The sequence below is a fragment of the Streptomyces sp. NPDC101110 genome (genome assembly GCF_044759525.1).
GTDB lineage: Bacteria > Actinomycetota > Actinomycetes > Streptomycetales > Streptomycetaceae > Streptomyces.
Map to the genome: position 1 here is coordinate 399,484 of NZ_JBIVZM010000003.1, position 18,190 is coordinate 417,673.

At 71.1% G+C, this 18,190-nt stretch carries 15 protein-coding genes; 11 read left to right on the plus strand and 4 right to left on the minus strand.

The annotated features are described in order from the left end of the window. Positions 1 to 27 precede the first annotated feature (27 nt). The 6 genes from ACIQU3_RS08030 to ACIQU3_RS08055 all read left to right on the plus strand — a co-directional run bounded on the left by ACIQU3_RS08030 (position 28) and on the right by ACIQU3_RS08055 (position 7,960). Positions 28 to 2,877, plus strand: coding sequence for a DEAD/DEAH box helicase (locus ACIQU3_RS08030; protein ID WP_403728756.1), 2,850 nt, complete (start codon positions 28 to 30; stop codon positions 2,875 to 2,877). Positions 2,878 to 3,249: 372 nt separating this feature from the next. After that, on the plus strand, positions 3,250 to 4,890 hold the full coding sequence (locus ACIQU3_RS08035) for a sensor histidine kinase (RefSeq protein WP_403728754.1): 1,641 nt from the start codon (positions 3,250 to 3,252) through the stop codon (positions 4,888 to 4,890). Then, positions 4,887 to 5,294: a roadblock/LC7 domain-containing protein gene (locus ACIQU3_RS08040; protein ID WP_053673866.1), complete on the plus strand. Its 408-nt coding sequence runs from the start codon at positions 4,887 to 4,889 to the stop codon at positions 5,292 to 5,294. Before ACIQU3_RS08035 ends, ACIQU3_RS08040 begins: the two co-directional genes overlap by 4 nt. Next, positions 5,291 to 5,689, plus strand: a complete 399-nt coding sequence (locus ACIQU3_RS08045; RefSeq protein WP_403728751.1) for a DUF742 domain-containing protein — start codon at positions 5,291 to 5,293, stop codon at positions 5,687 to 5,689. Before ACIQU3_RS08040 ends, ACIQU3_RS08045 begins: the two co-directional genes overlap by 4 nt. Further along, positions 5,670 to 6,290 carry a GTP-binding protein gene (locus ACIQU3_RS08050; protein ID WP_403728749.1) on the plus strand — a complete coding sequence of 207 codons (621 nt, stop codon included), beginning with the start codon at positions 5,670 to 5,672 and terminating at the stop codon, positions 6,288 to 6,290. The genes ACIQU3_RS08045 and ACIQU3_RS08050 overlap by 20 nt, the downstream gene beginning before the upstream one ends. 68 nt (positions 6,291 to 6,358) lie before the next feature. Continuing rightward, a complete protein-coding gene (locus ACIQU3_RS08055) occupies positions 6,359 to 7,960 on the plus strand; it encodes a cytochrome P450 (RefSeq protein WP_403923927.1) in 1,602 nt (533 codons plus the stop codon). Here the strand turns inward: ACIQU3_RS08055 and ACIQU3_RS08060 are convergent. After that, positions 7,954 to 8,955: an RluA family pseudouridine synthase gene (locus ACIQU3_RS08060; protein ID WP_403923930.1), complete on the minus strand. Its 1,002-nt coding sequence runs from the start codon at positions 8,953 to 8,955 to the stop codon at positions 7,954 to 7,956. The genes ACIQU3_RS08055 and ACIQU3_RS08060 overlap by 7 nt on opposite strands. A gap of 80 nt (positions 8,956 to 9,035) precedes the next feature. Between ACIQU3_RS08060 and ACIQU3_RS08065 the strand changes: the two genes are divergently transcribed. After that, positions 9,036 to 9,617: a GNAT family N-acetyltransferase gene (locus ACIQU3_RS08065; RefSeq protein WP_403728742.1), complete on the plus strand. Its 582-nt coding sequence runs from the start codon at positions 9,036 to 9,038 to the stop codon at positions 9,615 to 9,617. Between the two features lie 54 nt (positions 9,618 to 9,671). Here ACIQU3_RS08065 and ACIQU3_RS08070 read toward each other — a convergent pair whose 3' ends face one another. Beyond that, a complete protein-coding gene (locus ACIQU3_RS08070; RefSeq protein ID WP_403923933.1) occupies positions 9,672 to 10,514 on the minus strand; it encodes a siderophore-interacting protein in 843 nt (280 codons plus the stop codon). 127 nt (positions 10,515 to 10,641) lie between these two features. After that, on the minus strand, positions 10,642 to 11,571 hold the full coding sequence (locus ACIQU3_RS08075; protein WP_403729224.1) for a 5'-3' exonuclease H3TH domain-containing protein: 930 nt from the start codon (positions 11,569 to 11,571) through the stop codon (positions 10,642 to 10,644). Positions 11,572 to 11,769: 198 nt separating this feature from the next. Here ACIQU3_RS08075 and ACIQU3_RS08080 point away from each other — a divergent pair, with 198 nt between their 5' ends. The 4 genes from ACIQU3_RS08080 (at position 11,770) to ACIQU3_RS08095 (ending at position 17,087) form a co-directional block, all read left to right on the plus strand. Beyond that, entirely contained in the window at positions 11,770 to 12,861 is a 1,092-nt protein-coding gene (locus ACIQU3_RS08080; protein ID WP_403923935.1) for a glycine betaine/L-proline ABC transporter ATP-binding protein, read from the plus strand. Next, complete coding sequence (locus ACIQU3_RS08085; RefSeq protein ID WP_403923938.1) at positions 12,854 to 15,469, plus strand: ABC transporter permease/substrate binding protein; 2,616 nt, start codon at positions 12,854 to 12,856, stop codon at positions 15,467 to 15,469. Before ACIQU3_RS08080 ends, ACIQU3_RS08085 begins: the two co-directional genes overlap by 8 nt. A gap of 332 nt (positions 15,470 to 15,801) precedes the next feature. After that, positions 15,802 to 16,371: a helix-turn-helix domain-containing protein gene (locus ACIQU3_RS08090; RefSeq protein ID WP_403728736.1), complete on the plus strand. Its 570-nt coding sequence runs from the start codon at positions 15,802 to 15,804 to the stop codon at positions 16,369 to 16,371. Beyond that, positions 16,368 to 17,087, plus strand: a complete 720-nt coding sequence (locus ACIQU3_RS08095; RefSeq protein ID WP_403923941.1) for a helical backbone metal receptor — start codon at positions 16,368 to 16,370, stop codon at positions 17,085 to 17,087. Before ACIQU3_RS08090 ends, ACIQU3_RS08095 begins: the two co-directional genes overlap by 4 nt. Here the strand turns inward: ACIQU3_RS08095 and ACIQU3_RS08100 are convergent. Then, the gene (locus ACIQU3_RS08100) at positions 16,999 to 18,150 is read right to left on the minus strand and encodes a TDT family transporter (protein ID WP_403923943.1); all 1,152 of its coding nucleotides are present in this window, start codon (positions 18,148 to 18,150) and stop codon (positions 16,999 to 17,001) included. The two genes, ACIQU3_RS08095 and ACIQU3_RS08100, sit on opposite strands and share 89 nt — an antisense overlap. Positions 18,151 to 18,190: the final 40 nt, after the last annotated feature.

Consider the following 18,190-nt stretch of genomic DNA (forward strand, 5'->3'; position numbering starts at 1 on the left):
GAGGTTTCACAGGAACGGATCCGGATAATGATCGTCCTGTTGTCAGTGCGGCCCGGTACGCTCGAAAGCACGATGACAGAGGACCTCTCACCGGCCGAGCGGTACGCGGCAGCCCGTAAGCGCGCTGCCGAGCAGGCCACCGCGCTCGCCTCCTTCCGCGAGATGTACGACTTCGGCCTCGACCCCTTCCAGATCGAGTCCTGCCAGGCGCTCGAAGCGGGCAAAGGCGTGCTCGTCGCGGCGCCCACCGGCTCCGGCAAGACGATCGTCGGCGAGTTCGCCGTCCACCTCGCCCTCCAGCAGGGCAAGAAGTGCTTCTACACGACACCCATCAAGGCCCTGTCGAACCAGAAGTACGCCGACCTGTGCCGCCGTTACGGCACGGACAAGGTGGGCCTGCTGACCGGCGACAACAGCGTCAACTCCGAAGCGCCGGTGGTGGTGATGACCACCGAGGTGCTGAGGAACATGCTGTACGCCGGTTCCCAGACCCTCCTCGGCCTCGGCTACGTGGTCATGGACGAGGTGCACTACCTCTCCGACCGCTTCCGGGGAGCCGTGTGGGAAGAGGTGATCATCCATCTGCCCGAGTCGGTCACGCTGGTCTCGCTGTCGGCGACGGTGTCCAACGCCGAGGAGTTCGGCGACTGGCTGGACACCGTCCGCGGCGACACCGAGGTGATCGTCTCCGAGCACCGGCCCGTGCCGCTGTTCCAGCACGTGCTGGCCGGGCGGCGGATGTACGACCTGTTCGAGGAGGGCGAGGGCCACAAGAAGGCCGTCAACCCCGACCTCACGCGGATGGCGCGCATGGAGGCGAGCCGCCCGTCTTACCAGGACCGCCGGCGCGGCCGGTCGATGCGCGAGGCGGACCGGGAGCGCGAGCGCCGCCAGCGGTCCCGGATCTGGACGCCGAGCCGGCCCGAGGTCATAGAACGGCTCGACGCCGAGGGGCTGCTGCCCGCCATCACCTTCATCTTCAGCCGCGCCGCCTGCGAGGCCGCCGTCCAGCAGTGCCTGTACGCGGGGCTCAGGCTCAACGACGAGGAGGCGCGCGAGCGCGTCCGCTCGCTCGTGGAGGAGCGCACGGCGTCCATCCCGCGGGAGGACCTGCACGTCCTCGGCTACTACGAGTGGCTGGAGGGCCTGGAGCGGGGCATCGCCGCCCACCACGCGGGCATGCTGCCGACCTTCAAGGAGGTCGTCGAGGAGCTGTTCGTACGCGGCCTGGTCAAGGCCGTGTTCGCGACCGAGACCCTCGCGCTCGGCATCAACATGCCCGCCCGCTCGGTGGTGCTGGAGAAGCTCGTCAAGTGGAACGGCGAGCAGCACGCGGACATCACCCCGGGCGAGTTCACCCAGCTGACGGGCCGGGCCGGGCGGCGCGGCATCGACGTCGAGGGCCACGCCGTGGTGCTCTGGCAGCGCGGCATGAGCCCCGAGCACCTCGCGGGCCTGGCCGGCACACGCACGTACCCCCTGCGCTCCAGCTTCAAGCCGTCGTACAACATGGCGGTCAACCTGGTCGAGCAGTTCGGGCGGCACCGCTCGCGCGAGCTGCTGGAGACGTCGTTCGCGCAGTTCCAGGCGGACAAGTCGGTCGTCGGCATCTCCCGCCAGGTACAGCGCAACGAGGAGGGTCTGGAGGGCTACAAGGCCTCCATGACCTGTCACCTCGGCGACTTCGAGGAGTACGCGCGGCTGCGCCGCGAGCTGAAGGACCGGGAGAACGAGATCGCCCGGCAGGGCGTGGCGCAGCGGCGCGCGGAGGCCGCCGTCGCGCTGGAGAAGCTCAAGCCCGGTGACGTCATCCATGTGCCCACCGGCAAGTACGCGGGCCTGGCGCTGGTGCTGGACCCGGGCCTGCCGGCGGGCCGCTCGAACGGCCACCGCGGCTTCGACCACCACGACGGGCCGCGCCCGCTGGTGCTGACCGCCGAGCGGCAGGTGAAGCGGCTGGCGTCGATGGACTTCCCGGTGCCGGTCGAGCCGCTGGAGCGGATGCGGATCCCGAAGTCCTTCAACCCCCGTTCCCCGCAGTCCCGTCGGGACCTCGCGTCGGCGCTGCGCACCAAGGCCGGGCACATCCCCGCCGAGCGGCACCGCAAGCGCCGCTCCCAGGCGGCCGACGACCGCGAGATCGCCCGGCTGCGGACGGCCCTGCGGGCGCACCCCTGCCACGGGTGCAGCGACCGCGAGGACCACGCCCGCTGGGCCGAGCGCTACCACCGGCTGCTGCGGGACACCTCGCAGCTGGAGCGCCGGATCGAGGGCCGTACGAACACGATCGCCCGGACCTTCGACCGTATCGTCGCGCTGCTGACGGAGCTGGACTACCTGCGCGGCGACGAGGTCACCGAGCACGGCAAGCGGCTCGCGCGGCTGTACGGCGAGCTGGACCTGCTCGCCAGCGAGTGCCTGCGCGAGGGCGTCTGGGAGGGCCTCGGCCCGGCCGAACTGGCCGCGTGCGTCTCGGCGTTGGTGTTCGAGTCCCGGGTCGCGGACGACGCGATGGCACCGAAGGTGCCGTCCGGGAACGCCAAGGCCGCGCTGGGCGAGATGGTGCGGATCTGGGGGCGGCTGGACGCGCTGGAGGAGGAGTTCCGGATCACCCAGACCGAGGGCGTCGGGCAGCGCGAGCCCGACCTCGGCTTCGCCTGGGCCGCGTACGAGTGGGCCTCCGGGAAGGGGCTCGACGAGGTGCTGCGCGAGGCGGAGATGCCGGCCGGGGACTTCGTGCGGTGGTGCAAGCAGGTCATCGACGTGCTGGGGCAGATCGCGGCGGCGGCTCCGCAGGGTTCCTCCGTGGTGAAGAACGCCCGGAAGGCCGTGGATCTGTTGCTGCGGGGTGTGGTCGCCTATTCGTCGGTGGGGTGACCGTTTGAGGCGCGGGTGACCCGTTGTTCGTGGTTGCTCGCGCAGTTCCCCGCGCCCCTTGAGGGCGGCGTACTGAAGCCCGTTCACCTGCCATGGTGACGGGCTTTCGTATGTCCGTTCACCGCTACTTGGCGCATTCGAACGATTTCGCAGCGTGTAAACGACCGAGCGTACTATCCCCTCGCGTCCGGTTTCCGGCAGTTGCTGAATATGACATGGCGATGATCCGGTCGGACTAAGCTCGCCCGCAGCGCACCGGCTTGAGATGAATTCGTGCGCTTGTTCCCCAATGGGTGGAAGATCCCGACAGTTTCATGACATACCCCCCTGAAAGTCCCCCGAACCTCAGTCGACCCCTGTCAGAAGGCCCACATGGTGAGTGTTCAATCCCCTCCCGGTCGCGGTGAACTCCCCTACGCACGCGTGCTGTTGCTCCCCGCCATAGTCATGGCCGCGGCGACCGGAGCCGCCGTGGCACTGGTGACGGAGCCGGCCCGGGGTGCCGTCGGCTGGTGCGGCGGCATCGCCACCGCGCTGGTGCTCGCGACGGCGGCCGAGGCGGTACGCCGTGGCCGTGCGCTGCGCCGCGGGCGCGCCGAGCACGCCCGGCACAGCGCACAGCTGGAACAGCGGATCGCCGCCCACGAGACCGAACTGCTCCACTTCTCGCGGGAGATGATCCCCGCCGCGCTCGATCTGCTGCGGACCGGAGAATCCCCCAGGGAGGTGATCCGCAAGCTCGGCCTCGTCGACCCCGCGTTCCGGGACCTTCCCGCCCCGCAGAAGGAGACGCTGCTGAGGGTGCTCAAGATCGTCGACTACGAAGTGACCATGCGTGACGCCGCCGCGCGCTCCTTCGTCAGTGTCGCCCGCCGCGTCCAGGCGATCATTCACCAGCAGGCCGAGGAACTGCGGGAGATGGAGGAGGACCACGGCCGCAATCCGGAGGTCTTCGACGACCTCCTGCGCATCGACCACGGCAACGCCCTGATCGGCCGTCTCGCCGACTCCGTGTCCGTCCTCGGCGGTGGCCGCCCCGGACGCCAGTGGCCCGCCCCGGTGTCCCTGTACAGCACCCTGCGCGGCGCCATGTCCCGCATCCTCGAGTACCGGCGCATCCAGCTGTCCTCCATCGCCAAGGTCAGCGTCAAGGGCATCTACGTCGAGCCGGTCATCCACGCCGCCGCCGAACTCCTCGACAACGCCACGCGCTACTCGCCGCCGCAGACCAAGGTGCACGTCACCGCCACCGAGGTGCAGACCGGCGTCTGCATCGAGATCGAGGACGGCGGTGTCAACCTCAACGAGGAGGCACGCGCCCGGATCGAGGGCATGCTGGAGGCCGCCAAGGCGGGCGTCGACCTCCAGGACATCGGCGAGCACCCGCGCCTCGGCCTGGCGGTCGTGGGCCGTCTGTGCACGGCGTACAACATGCAGGTCTCGCTGCGCGCCTCCGCCTACGGCGGCGTCCGCGCCATCCTCATCGTGCCGAGCGAGATGATCACCCACGAACCCGGTGTCGGACTCGCCCACGGCATCGGCGCCACCGGCATCCCCATGACGGTCGGCATCCCCGAGGGCCCGAAGCGCGCCCCCAAGAGGCGACGGCCCACCAGCCCGAAGATCCCGGCCACGGTCTCCCTGGAGGACGACGACGTCCCCGAGGTCACCGAGTGGACCGCGAACGGTCTGCCGCAGCGCCGCAGCAAGGTGAAGATGCCGCTCGCCGAGCGCCTCGCCCAGCAGGCCGCCAACGAGAAGGCCGACCGGGAAGCGGCCGAGCGGGGCGAGTACAACCCCTGGGCGACACCGGAGCCCGAGCCCAAGTCATGGCACGACATGTCGTCCCCGGACGCCCCCGGCAAGGGCCTGGAGGCCTTCTGGGAGGGACTCAAGCAGGGCATCGAACCCGGCACCCACCCGACCGACTTCATCCGGAACCCGCACAAGTACCTGCATCTGATCAACGACCCGGCCCCCACCGAGGCCGACGACGAGGGGGACCTCAAGTGATCCAGCAGCGAGGCAACTTCGACTGGATGCTCAAGCAACTCGCCGACGGCGTACCGGGCATCGAGATGATCGTGGTGCTCTCGGCCGACGGTCTGCGCATCGCCCGCTACGGCGGCGAGCCGGACGCGGCCGACCGGGTCGCTGCCGCCTGCGCCGGACTGCAGTCCCTCGCGGGCAGCATCTGCCAGGAACTCACCGTGGGCGACGGCGAGATGAAGCTGGTCATGATCGAGATCGACCAGGGGTACTTCTACCTGATGGGCGCGGGCGCCAACGCCTTCCTCGCGGTGCTGTCCGACGTGCGCTGCGAGCCCGGCCGGATGAGCGCCATGATGCGCGACCTCGTCGTCCGGATCGGCGGCCATCTCACCAGCCCGCCCCGGCGGAACGGGCAGATCGTATGACGCCTCCGCAACGCCACAGACGCGAGCTCGCCCCGGAACCGTCCATGCCGCAGGAGGGCGAGGACAAACCCGGGAACCCGGAGCGGATGTACGTGGTGGCCGGCCCGGACGGTGAACGGGCCGAGCTCGACCTGGTGACATTGATCGTGGCGCGTGCCACGGACCCGCCGCCCTCCGCCTCCCCCGAGCAGGCGGCGCTGCTCCGGCTCTGCGCCGCACCCCTGTCCGTGGCCGAGCTGTCGGCCTACCTCCACCTGCCGTTCAGCGCGATGGGCGTGCTGCTCACCGAGTTGCTGACGGCGGAACTGGTGCAGGCGCGCGCCCCGATCGTTCGCAAGGCGCGCTCCGACCGTTCCCTCCTCGAAGCGGTGATGAATGGACTTCAACGGCTCTGACACCATCCCGGGTCCCCGGGCCGAGGACCAGCTGCCCCACACGGCGCAGGCCGCGGCCAAGATCGTGATCGTGGGCGGCTTCGGCGTCGGCAAGACGACCATGGTCGGCTCGGTCAGCGAGATCACACCGCTGACCACCGAGGAGACCATGACGCAGGCCGGCATCGGTGTCGACGACAACTTCGGCTCCGCGTCCAAGACGGCCACCACCGTCGCCATGGACTTCGGCCGGATCAGCATCACCGACCAGCTGGTGCTGTACCTCTTCGGCACACCCGGCCAGCAGCGCTTCTGGTTCCTGTGGAACGGCCTGTTCGAGGGTGCGCTCGGCGCGGTCGTGCTGGTCGACACCCGGCGGCTGGAGGTCAGCTTCGACGTCATGGGGCGACTGGAGGAACGCGGCGTACCGTTCGTGGTCGCCGTCAACTCCTTCCCCGACGCCCCGCGTTACGCCCTCGAGGAGCTGCGCGCCGCCCTCGACCTCACGCCGGACATCCCGATCATGGAGTGCGACGCGCGGCGGCGGGCCTCCAGCCGCGACGTCCTGATGACCCTCATGCGCTTCCTGCACTCGCTCGCCATGACGGGCTCCCGCACCTGACCGTGCGATGCGTTCGCACCTCCCCCCCCCCGGACACCTGGAACCCCCTCAGTTTCGGAGCGATCACTGTGACGCCTGAATCCCACGCCCCGACCGGCACGGACGACCTCCCTCCCGGCCCGCCCCCCGGCTGCCCCGCGCACGGCCTCGGACCCGGCGGACTGCACCGGCTGCACGAGGCGCAGGACCTCGGAGCGCTGTACGAGCAACTACGGGAGCAGCACGGCCCCGTGGCGCCCGTGCTGCTCCACGACGACGTGCCGATGTGGATCGTCCTCGGCCACGCCGAGAACCTGCACATGGTGCGCTCGCCCTCGCAGTTCTGCCGGGACAGCCGGATCTGGACCCCGCTCAAGGAGGGCCTGGTCAAGCCGGACCACCCGCTGATGCCGCACATCGCCTGGCAGCCCATCGCCTCGCACGCCGAGGGCGACGAGCACAAACGGCTGCGCGGCGCGGTCATGGGCGCCATCTCCACCATCGACTTCCGCAGCCTGCGCCGCTACATCAACCGCAGCACGCAGGTGATCGTCAACCGGTTCTGCGAGGCGGGCGAGGCGGACCTCGTCAGCCAGTTCACCGAGCACCTGCCGATGGCGGTGATGTGCGAGATCCTCGGCATGCCCGACGAGTACGACGACCGGCTCGTCGAGGCCGCCCGTGACGCGCTCAAGGGCACCGAGACCTCGCTCGCCAGCCACTCCTACGTCATGGACGTCCTCAGCCGGCTCACCGCCACCCGCCGGGCCCAGCCGGAGGAGGACCTCGCCAGCTACCTGATCACGCACCCGGCCAGGCTGAGCGACGACGAGGTCAGGGAACACCTGCGCCTGGTTCTCTTCGCCGCCTACGAGGCCACCACCAACCTGCTGTCCAACGTGCTGCTGACGGTGCTGATCGACCCGCGTTTCCGGGCCCAGCTCAACGGCGGCCAGATGACGGTGCCGGAGGCGGTGGAGCAGTCCCTGTGGAACGAACCGCCGTTCAGCACGGTCTTCGCCTACTTCGCCAAGCAGGAGACGGAGCTGGGCGGGCAGCGCATCCGCCGGGGCGACGGGCTGCTCTTCGCGCCGCTGCCGGCCAACGTCGACCCGCGGGTACGGCCGGACCTGAAGGCCAGCATGCAGGGCAACCGCTCCCACCTCGCCTTCGGCGGCGGCCCGCACGAGTGCCCCGGCCAGGACATCGGCCGTTCCATCGCCGACGTGGGTGTCGACGCGTTGCTGATGCGGCTGCCGGACGTGGAACTCGACTGCGACGAGGAGGAGCTGAGCTGGACGGCGTCCATCGCCTCCCGGCACCTGGTGGAACTGCCGGTGCAGTTCGCGCCCAGGCCGCCGCAGGACGTGCAGGAGGTGCCGCACCACAAGCCGCTCGCCGCGCAGCGCTCGGACTGGCAGATCGGCAGCGCGCAGCCGCCGGCCACCGCACCGGCCGTACCGCAGTCGCAGCCGGTCACCGCGACCCCCCGGGCGGCCGCAGCCCAGCCCCAGCCCGTCACCGCGACGCCCCGGACGGTCGCATCGCAGCCGGTCACCGCGCAGCCCCAGCCGATCCGGGCGCAGCCGCAGCCGCAGCCTGTGCCGGGGCCGCCCCAGCCGGGCGTCGCGCGAGCGCCCCGCCGCACGGGCGTCTGGCAGCGGTTCCTGAGCTGGTGGCGCGGTTACTGACCGTCCGGCGGGCCGTCGTAGGTCCCGGCGGCCCTACGGTCGTACGACGCCCAGGCCGCGAGCGTCCGTCCGCTGCGGAAGCGGTGGTTTTCGCCCGTGACCGGGTCGGTGAACTCCAGGCAGCGCGCCAGTAGTTGCAAGGGCCGACGGAAATCACCGGCCGGCGCGGGGGCGGCCACCTCGGGGTAGAGCGGGTCGCCGAGGATCGGCAGGCCCAGCGCGGTCATGTGCACGCGCAGCTGGTGCGTCTGCCCGGTGGTGGGCGTGAGCCGGTACCGGGCGAGTCCACCGGGCCGGCCCCGCTCGCCGGATCGGTTGCGGTGCTCGACGAGTTCGACACGGCTCACGGCGTTGGGCTCGCCCGGGACCTCCCGGGCCGTGAGCACACCGCGCTCCTTCACGATCCGGCTGCGGACCGTGAAAGGCAGGGTGAGACCGGGGTCGTACGGGGCGACCGCCTCGTACTCCTTGTGAACCCGGCGGTCGCGGAACAGCGTCTGGTAGGCCCCGCGTTCGCTGGGGCGCACGACGAACAGCACGAGCCCCGCGGTGAGCCGGTCCAGCCGGTGAGCGGCGGTCAGCGCCGGAAGGTCCAGCTCCCGGCGGAGCCGGGCCAGCGCGGTCTCGGCGACATGGCCGCCGCGCGGGGTGGTGGCGAGGAAGTGCGGCTTGTCGGCGACGACGATGTGCTCGTCCCGGTGCACGACCCGCACCGGGAAGGGCACCGCCACCTCGGGGGGCAGGTCCCGGTGGAACCAGACGAACATCCCGGGGACGTAGGGGGCGTCCGCTGCGACGGGCCGTCCGTCCGCACCGACGATCCGGCCCGCGTCGAGCATGCCGTCGACGACGCCGGGGCCCGCCCCGGAGAGCCGCTCCACCAGGTGGTCGCGCACCGTGGCCCAGGTCCCGGCCGCGGGCAGCCGCACCCGCACCGGGTCCACGCCGTGGCGCTGCGGCAGGGGAGAGGGCGGGGTGCCCGTCTTGCGTCTCATCGCGGCCCAGCGTACGAGGCCGGGGCGGCGGGGCGAAAACCCACTGGGATCACGCCCCCGGCCCTTGCCAGGATGCGGGCATGCCGTTTCTCATCAGCCCGGTCCTGACCGCCGGAGCCCTCGCCGACCGCCCGCAGCCGACTCTCCCCGCTGACGGTGCACTCGTCCTGCGCCCCTTCCGGGCCGGGGACGCACCCGCGGTGTACGACGTCTTCCAGGACCCGGTGATGCACCAGTGGCACGCCCGGTCGGCCGACTCCGAGACCGAGGTCGGTGACTGGATCCGCGCGTGGCAGCAGTCGTGGGAGGAGGAGCGGGAGGCGCACTGGGCGGTGGCCGACGCCGCGTCCGGTGCGCTGCTGGGCCGGGTTGCGCTGCGTGAGCTGCGGCTCGACGACGGGGCGGCGGAGGTGGCGTACTGGACCGTCCCGGCGGCCCGGGGGAGGGGGGTGGCCGTCCGCGCCACCACCGCTCTCACCCGCTGGGCCCTGGGCGAAACCGGCTTCCACCGCCTGGAACTGCTGCACGCCGTGCGCAACGAAGCGTCGTGCCGGGTCGCCACCCGCACCGGCTTCGCGCTGGAGGGCACCAAGCGCAGTGCGATCATGCAGCCGGACGGATGGCACGACATGCATCTGCACGCGCGGGTACGGGAGGACTGATCCCGGGGACCGGCCCGGCGTCCGCAGGCGAGTGCCCGGGCGGGCCGGCGGGGCTCAGGCCGCCGACACGCTTTCCTGCTCCGCCTCGATCCGGGCGTTCCACTCGCGCTTCGAGGCCTGCCAGCCGTCTTCGTTGTGGCCTCGCCGCCAGTAACCGGAGATCGAGAGGTCCTCACGCGGGATCTGGTGCTCGACGCGGAGCAGATGGCGCAGCTGCTTGACGAAATGCGCCTCGCCGTGGACGAAGGCGTGCACCCGGCCCTCCGGGAACTCAAGACTCCGTACGGCGTCGACCAGCGCTTCGCCGACGGGCCGGGCGCCGCGGTGCAGCCAGACGACCGCCACGTCCGAGTCGATCTTCTGCTCCTCCTCGGCGCCGGAGACCTCCACGAAGGCGTACGCCCTGGCCCCGTGCGGCAGCGCCTCCAGGGCGCGGGCGATGGCGGGCAGCGCGCTCTCGTCCCCCACGAGCAGATGCCAGTCGGCACCCGGGTCGGGTGCGTACGCCCCACCGGGGCCCATGAAACGCACGGTCTCGCCCGGCCGCACGCGCACGGCCCACGGACCGGCCAGGCCCTCGTCGCCGTGGATGACGAAGTCCAGGGTCAGTTCACGGTGCTCGGCGTCCCACTGGCGGACCGTGTACGTCCGGGTCACCGGCCACTGCTCGCGCGGCAGCTCGTCACGCACGCGCTGCAGGTCGAAGGGTTCCGGATAGGTGACGCCCGCGGGCGCGAAGAGAAGCTTCACATAGTGGTCGGTGCACGTGCCGGCCGTGAAGTCGGCGAGGCCCTCGCCGCCGAGCACCACGCGCTGCATGTGCGGGGTGAGCCGCTCGGTGCGGACCACCTGCGCGGTGTGGAGCCTGCGCGGCTGGCGTCCCGGTCGCTCTGCCATGAGGACCTCCCTGTCTCACATAGTTAGGGTTACCTAAGTTAGCACCTCGCCCCCGCTTCACACCTCTCGAAAAGAGCGGCAGTTGAACACCGAGGGCCGCCGGCCTCCTCCAGCCCGTCCTGTCACGTCATGCCGAGAGGGTCGTCAGCAACCGCTCCAGTGACCCGCCGAGTCCCCAGCGCGCCGACAGCGCCTCCAGTGCCGCCGGGTCGCGCGGCGTCCGCGGCAGCGCCGTCGATACCTCCGGCAGGGGCACGTCGTGCGCCACCCGCACCACCTTCGGCGCGACCGCGAGGTACGGACGCGCCTCGTCGAGCCGCCGGCGCTGCGAGGGTGTCAGCTTCGACCCGCGGTCCTCGACCGCCGCCATGATCCCGGCCAGGTCCCCGAACTCGGACAGCAGCTTGGCGGCCGTCTTCTCTCCGATGCCCGGCACGCCCGGCAGGCCGTCGCTGGGGTCGCCGCGCAGCAGGGCCAGATCCGCGTACCCGCTGCCGTCGACCCCATACTTCTCACGCAGCACGGCCTCATCGGTGTGCTGCAGTGTCCCCACGCCCTTCAGCGGGTACAGCACGCGCACGCCCCGCGCGTCGTCCACCAACTGGTACAGGTCGCGGTCGCCCGTCACGATGTCGACCGGGCCCGTCGCCCGCGCGGTGAAGGTGCCGATCACGTCGTCCGCCTCGTAGCCCGCGACGCCCACGCGCGCGATGCCCACCGCGTCCAGCACCGCCTCGATCACCGGCACCTGCGGGGACAGCGTGTCGGGCACCTCCTCCTCGTCCGGTCCGACCGCGTGCTCCTCGGCGACGCGGTGCGCCTTGTACGAGGGGATCAGCTCCACCCGCCACTGCGGCCGCCAGTCGGCGTCCATGCAGGCGACCAGCAGGTCCGGCCGGTGGTCCTTGACCAGGCGGTCGATGAAGTCGAGCAGTCCGCGCACGGCGTTCACCGGCGTGCCGTCCGGGGCCCGGACCGAGTCCGGGACGCCGAAGTAGGCGCGGAAGTAGAGGGAGGCGGTGTCGAGGAGCATCAGTCGTCCGGTCACGCCACGCATCATGCCGTACCGCACCGACAGCCACCCGGCGCAGCGCAACGCGTTGTGTCCTGCGCATCCGGTGTGAAGCGCCCCACTCTTTCGTTTGCTTCCGGTGATCCAGGGAAGGCGCCGCCCCGGAGCGAGGCTGGTTGCGCATTTCAACTGTTTTGTGCCCTGTCCTCGCTCTGTCCCGTTGTCAACGAAACAGAGGTCCATGTGTCAGCGACGCTGGAAGCGACGAGTCTGTACAAGGTGTTCGGCAGAAGACCGGACCGGGCCGTCGAGCGGCTGCGCGGCGGCGCCGACCGGGAGGAACTGCGGGCCGAGGGCACGACCGCCGCCGTGATCGACGCGTCCTTCACCGTGGAGCCCGGCCAGATCTTCGTCGTCATGGGCCTGTCCGGCTCCGGCAAGTCCACCCTGCTGCGCATGCTGAACGGCCTGCTCGAGCCGACCGCCGGGCACGTGCGGTTCGACGGCCAGGACCTGACCACGCTCGGCGCCCGCGAACTGCGCCAGGTCCGCTCCAAGAAGATCAGCATGGTGTTCCAGCACTTCGCGCTCTTCCCGCACCGCAGTGTGCGCGAGAACGCCGCCTACGGTCTGGAGGTGCAGGGCGTGCCCCGCGCCGAGCGCGCACGCCGCGCCGACGAGGCGCTCGCCCTGTGCGGCCTGGCCGGCTGGGAGAAGTCCTGGCCCGACGAGCTGTCCGGCGGCATGCAGCAGCGCGTCGGCCTGGCCCGCGCACTCGCCACCGACGCCGACCTGCTGCTGATGGACGAGTCCTTCAGCGCCCTGGATCCGCTGATCCGCCGCGACATGCAGGACCAGCTCCTGGAACTCCAGCAGAAGCTCAAGAAGACGATCGTCTTCATCACCCACGACCTGAACGAGGCCATGCGCCTGGGCGACCGCATCGCCGTCATGCGCGACGGCCGCATCGTCCAGATCGGCACCGCCCAGGACATCCTGCTGCGGCCGGAGAACGACTACGTCGCCTCCTTCACCCAGGACGTCGACCGCTCCCGCGTCCTGACCGCCGGCGAGCTCATGGACACCTCGGTCACCGCCGACGACCCCGGCTGCCGCTGCGAGACCGCCACGCCCGACACCCCCTTCACGGAGCTGTGCGCCATCAGCGCCCGGCTCACCCACCCCGTCTCGGTCGTGGACAAGGACGACAAGCAGATCGGCGTCGTCCCCCGGCAGCGCCTGATCGGCTTCCTCGGCGACGAGCAGGACGCCACCCCGGAGCCCTGCGACTCCCCGCGGGACAAGGGCGGAGAGAAGGTGACCGCCCGTGCCTAGGATTCAGCTCGGCAGCTGGGTCAACGACGGGGTCGACTGGCTCACCACCCACATGGCGTGGCTCTTCGACTTCTGCAAGACCGTCTTCCTCGGCCTCTACGACGGCATCAACGCCGTCCTCCAGGCCCCCGAACCGCTGCTCCTCGCGGGCATCTTCGCCGTGATCGCCTTCTGGCTGCGCGGCACCCTCGCCGGTGTCCTCACCTTCGCCGGATTCGCGTTCATCGACTCCCTCGAACTGTGGGAGAACGCGATGATCACCCTGGCGCTCGTCCTCGTGGCGACCGTCATCGCGCTGGTGATCTCCATACCCGTGGGCATCTGGGCGGCCCGCTCGGACCGCGTCAGCGGTCTGGTCCGGCCCGTCCTGGACTTCATGCAGACGCTGCCCGCGATGATCTACCTCATCCCGGCGATCCTGTTCTTCGGCACCGGCGCCCCCGCCGGCATCGTCGCCACCCTGATCTTCGCGCTCGCCCCGGGCGTGCGCATGACCGAGCTGGGCATCCGGCAGGTCGACAAGGAACTGGTCGAGGCGGCCGAGGCGTTCGGCACCTCGCCCCGCAACACGCTGCTGCGCGTCCAGCTCCCGCTGGCCCTGCCCACCGTCATGGCCGGCATCAACCAGGTCATCATGCTCGGCCTGTCCATGGCCGCGATCGCCGGCATGGTCGGCACCGGCGGCCTCGGCGGAGACGTCAACGAGGCCATCGGCCAGCTCAACGTGGGCCTCGGCTCCGAGGCCGGTGTGGCGATCGTGATCCTCGCGATCTACCTGGACCGTATGACCAGCGCCCTGGGCACCCAGGTCTCCCCGCTCGGCCGCCGCGCCGCCGCCAAGCTGCGCGGCGCCCAGGGGCTGAAGATCTGGTCGTACCGGCCCCGCCCGGTCGTCGCCATGATCGGCGTCGTCGTCCTGGCGCTCACCGCGGGCGGCATGGGCGCCTTCGGCGGCGGCACCGGCACCGAGGCCGTGGCGGACGGCAAGAACGTCGGCCAGGGCAAGAAGATCACCATCGGCTACATCCCCTGGGACGAGGGCGTCGCCTCCACCTTCCTCTGGAAGGAGATCCTGGAGCAGCGCGGCTACCAGGTCGAGGCCAAGCAGTTCGACGCGGGCCCGCTGTACACCTCCCTCGCCCAGGGCGACATCGACTTCCAGACGGACGCCTGGCTGCCCACCACCCACGCCCAGTACTGGAAGAAGTACGGCAAGCAGCTCGACGACCTCGGCGCCTGGTACGACAAGACGTCCCTGGAGCTCACCGTGCCCGCCTACATGAAGGGCATCGACTCCTTGGCGGACCTCAAGGGCAAGGCCTCCGAGTTCGGCGGCAAGATCACCGGCATCGAGTCCAGCGCCGGCGAGATGGCCCTGCTGAAGAGCAAGGTCCTAAAGGAGTACGGCCTCGACAAGGAGTACGAGGTCGTCGACAGCTCCACGCCCGCGATGCTGGCCGAGCTGAAGCGCGCCTACGACCGGAAGAAGCCGATCGTCACCACCCTCTGGTCGCCGCACTGGGCGTACAACGACTACGACCTCAAGAAGCTCAAGGACCCCAAGGGCGCCTGGGGCGAGGGCGACGGCGTGCACACCCTGTCCCGCAAGGGCTTCACCGACGACGACCCCACGGTCGCCACGTGGCTGAAGAACTTCAGCATGAGCGAGAAGCAGCTCACCAGCCTCGAGGCCGAGATCAACAAGGCGGGCAAGGGCAACCAGCAGGACGCCGTCCGCGCCTGGCTGAAGCAGAACCCCGGCGTGGTCGACAAGATGGCCCCGGTGCGGAACGCCGGGGGCGGCACGCCCGCCGAGGCCAAGCAGCCCCTGGACGTCGCCTGGTTCCCCTGGGACGAGGACATCGCCGTCACCTACCTGTGGAAGAACGTCCTGGAGCGGCGCGGCTACAAGCTGAACCTGAAGCAGATGGATGTCGGCCCGGTCTACACCGGTCTGGCCTCGGGCGATCTCGACCTCAACTTCGATGCCTGGCTGCCCTACGCCCAGAAGAACTACTGGGACAAGAACCAGGACCGGCTCAAGGACCTCGGCACCTGGTACGAGCCGACCTCCCTGGAGCTCGCCGTACCGTCCTACGTGAAGGGCGTCGACTCCCTGGCGGACCTCAAGGGCATGTCCTCCACCTTCAAGGGGAAGATCATCGGCATCGAGCCGGGCACCGGCGAGATGGACCTGCTGAAGAACAAGGTCCTGCCCGGCTACGGCCTGGACGAGGAGTACGAGGTCGTCGACGGCTCCACGCCCGCGATGCTCGCCGAGCTGAAGCGCGCGTACGCCAAGAAGGAGCCGATCGCCGTCACCCTCTGGTCGCCGCACTGGGCGTACAGCGACTACGAGCTGACCAAGCTGAAGGATCCCAAGAAGGCCTTCGGCGAGGGCAACACGATCCGCACCATCTCCAACGAGGAGTTCCCCGGGGAGTACCCGCAGCTCACTGAGTGGATCAAGAACTTCAGGATGAGCGAGGAGGAGCTCGGCAGCCTGGAGAGCGAGATCAAGGACCGCGGCCAGGGCCACGAGGAGGAAGCCGTGGCCGACTGGCTCGGGCGGCATCCGGACATGGTGCGGAGGATGACTCCGCAGTAGGGTTCCGGGGTGGGACGCGCGACACGCCGCGTCCCGCCCCGGCCCTCGCTCCACGAGCGGGATCCGGACAACCACAGAGCGCTACGCCACCCCCCTGAACCCCTCTCTCCCCGCCTGTTTCCCCAGCGGCTGGGCCACCCGCCCGCCCCGCTCGGCACGGATCACCTGGCGCGAAGTGTGAGGACGCGCACCGTCCCGTATGACGGCGATGTGACGGCCGCCTGAAACGGTTTGCCGAACATGCGTAGGGTGCAGACAACTCAACAGCAGCAGTGCGCCGGGACACCGTCGCACGGGGAGCGGATCGACGGGCGAAGGAGGGAGCCGGAGCGATGGGCGACCACAAAGAGCAGCCCCTTCGGGTGGGCGCGGCCGTGCGCCGGCGGCGCCGCGCGCTGGAGCTCACCCTCGCCGTCGTGGCCGCGCGCAGCGGCCTGTCGGTCCCGTTCCTGAGCCAGATCGAGAACGACCGCGCGCGGCCCAGCACCAGCTCCCTGGAGAAGGTCGCCGACGCCCTGCGCACCACCGCCGTGGAGCTCCTCGCCGCGGCCGACCCCGCGTGCAGCGTGGACGTCGTCCGCGCCGACGGCACCGAACCGGAGCCCCTGCCGCGGACCCGCTCCCTGGTCCGCGGCCACCACCAGATGCACGCCTCCGAATTCACCGGCGACCATGACGCCGGCCGTGAATTCCAGTACCGCAACGACCAGTTGATGTACGTCGCCGACGGCGCGGTGGAGATCGAGGCGGAAGGCCGCGCCTACCGCCTCGGCCGTGGTGACACGCTGTACCTGACCGGCGGTGTACGGCACCGCTGGCGGGCCGCGGAGTCCGACACCCGGGTGATCGTCGTCGCCGTCGCGGAGCACATCGAGGCGGTCCGGGACCGGCCGCGCCGGTGAGGGTCGTCTCGCTGGTCCCCTCGCTGACCGAGGCGGTGGCCCGCTCCGCGCCCGGCACCCTGGTCGGCGCCACCGACTGGTGCAGGCATCCCGCCGACCTGGACGTCGTGCGCGTCGGCGGCACCAAGAACCCCAAGACGGACCGGATTCTCTCCCTCGCGCCCGACCTGGTGATCGCCAACGAGGAGGAGAACCGCGCAGCCGACCTGGCGGCCCTGCGCGCCGCGGGCACCGAGGTCCTGGTGACGGAGATCCGCGACGTGCCGAAGGCCTTCCGGGAACTGGCCCGGGTGCTGGACGCCTGCGGGGTGACGGCCCGCCCCCGCTGGCTCGACGAGGCGGAGGACGTCTGGTCGGTCCTGCCGGAACCCGGGACGCGGCTGACGGCCGTCGTGCCGATCTGGCGCCGCCCGTGGATGGTGCTGGGCCGTGACACCTTCGCCGGTGACGTCCTCGCCCGCCTCGGCGTGGACCAGGTGTACGCGACACACCCCGAGCGCTACCCACGCGTCCCCGTGGAGGACCTGCGCGCCGCCGCGCCGGACGTGGTGGTCCTGCCGGACGAGCCGTACCGCTTCGCCGCGGACGACGGCCCCGAGGCCTTCCCCGGCGTGCCCTGCGCGCTCGTCAGCGGACGGCACCTGACGTGGTACGGGCCGTCACTGGCCGAGGCGCCACGCGTGCTGCTCCGGGCGCTGCGAGCAGCTCGCCCCTGAGCAGCCCGCGCACGGTGCCCGCGACGGCCGTGCCCCACGCCACGACCAGCACCGCGTAGAGCAGCACCGCCGGACCCGCGTAGGCGACGAGCCCGGTGTGCCGGCCCAGCGCCTCGGCGCCCGTGACACAGGTGCCGACCGGGAAGGTGAACGACCACCAGGTCATCGAGAACCGCATCCCGTGCCGCCGGGCGCGCAGCACGTGGGCGGCGGCCAGGCAGAACCACAGCAGCGCGAACCCCATGACGGGCACGCCGTACAGCACGGCGAGGGCACCGAAGGCCTCGCCGTACGGCTCCGGGACGACACCGGGCGCGGTGTCCGCGAAGGCGCCGACGGCGGTGGTGGACTGCCCGAGCGGGCCAAGCACCAGGAACAGCGTGGGAGTGAGCGCGAGCGGCAGCGGGCCGCCGGTGAGCGACCGGGCGAAGACCAGCGGCAGCATGACCAGGGTCGCGAGCAGGCTGAGCCCGAACAGCGCGAAGCAGCCGAGGAGCAGCGTCTCGCGGGCCTGGCCGGACGGCAGATGCGGCACCAGGCCGGGCCCGACGGCGGCCGACACCATGGGCGCGACGAGCGGCAGCAGCCAGACCGGCGTGGCCTGCTGCGGCTCCACCCGATGCCGCACGGCCATCAGATACGGCACCGCCACGGCCGCGGCGAGCCCGATGACCGTGCCCGCGGTGAACAGCACCGCGTCGAGCGCCACGGCGGCCCGCAGCCCGATCCAGTCCCGGCCGACGGTGAGGGCACCGCCGCCCACGGCCAGCAGGGCCATGGCGAGGCAGCCGTAGAAAGGTGCGGTCGCCGGGTCGAGGAGGTGGTCGGTGGCCCGGTCCCGGTGCCGGGCCCAGTGCGCGGCCCGGCCGGCGAGCAGCGCGAGCAGCAGCACGAGGGACAGGGTCCACACCCCGGCGAGCATGCCGCGCAGCCCCGGGAGGTGCGGCGGCAGGGCGGCCCCCGCGGTGGCGACGACGGCGGTGCCCATCACGGTGGCGTACCAGTTGGGTCCGAGATCACGGACGGAGAGCGGGTACGCGACGGGCTGGGCTGCGGTGACCATGACTCCACGATGGTTCCGGGCGGGGCGCACCACCAGGGAC

Coding starts and splice junctions, on each gene's coding strand:
- ACIQU3_RS08100 (WP_403923943.1), bottom strand. CDS start 18,150: ATGGTCACCGCAGCCCAGCCCGTCGCGTACCCGCTCTCCGTCCGTGAT.
- ACIQU3_RS08060 (WP_403923930.1), bottom strand. CDS start 8,955: ATGAGACGCAAGACGGGCACCCCGCCCTCTCCCCTGCCGCAGCGCCAC.
- ACIQU3_RS08030 (WP_403728756.1), top strand. CDS start 28: ATGATCGTCCTGTTGTCAGTGCGGCCCGGTACGCTCGAAAGCACGATG.
- ACIQU3_RS08065 (WP_403728742.1), top strand. CDS start 9,036: ATGCCGTTTCTCATCAGCCCGGTCCTGACCGCCGGAGCCCTCGCCGAC.
- ACIQU3_RS08050 (WP_403728749.1), top strand. CDS start 5,670: ATGGACTTCAACGGCTCTGACACCATCCCGGGTCCCCGGGCCGAGGAC.
- ACIQU3_RS08070 (WP_403923933.1), bottom strand. CDS start 10,514: ATGGCAGAGCGACCGGGACGCCAGCCGCGCAGGCTCCACACCGCGCAG.
- ACIQU3_RS08075 (WP_403729224.1), bottom strand. CDS start 11,571: ATGCGTGGCGTGACCGGACGACTGATGCTCCTCGACACCGCCTCCCTC.
- ACIQU3_RS08090 (WP_403728736.1), top strand. CDS start 15,802: ATGGGCGACCACAAAGAGCAGCCCCTTCGGGTGGGCGCGGCCGTGCGC.
- ACIQU3_RS08035 (WP_403728754.1), top strand. CDS start 3,250: ATGGTGAGTGTTCAATCCCCTCCCGGTCGCGGTGAACTCCCCTACGCA.
- ACIQU3_RS08045 (WP_403728751.1), top strand. CDS start 5,291: ATGACGCCTCCGCAACGCCACAGACGCGAGCTCGCCCCGGAACCGTCC.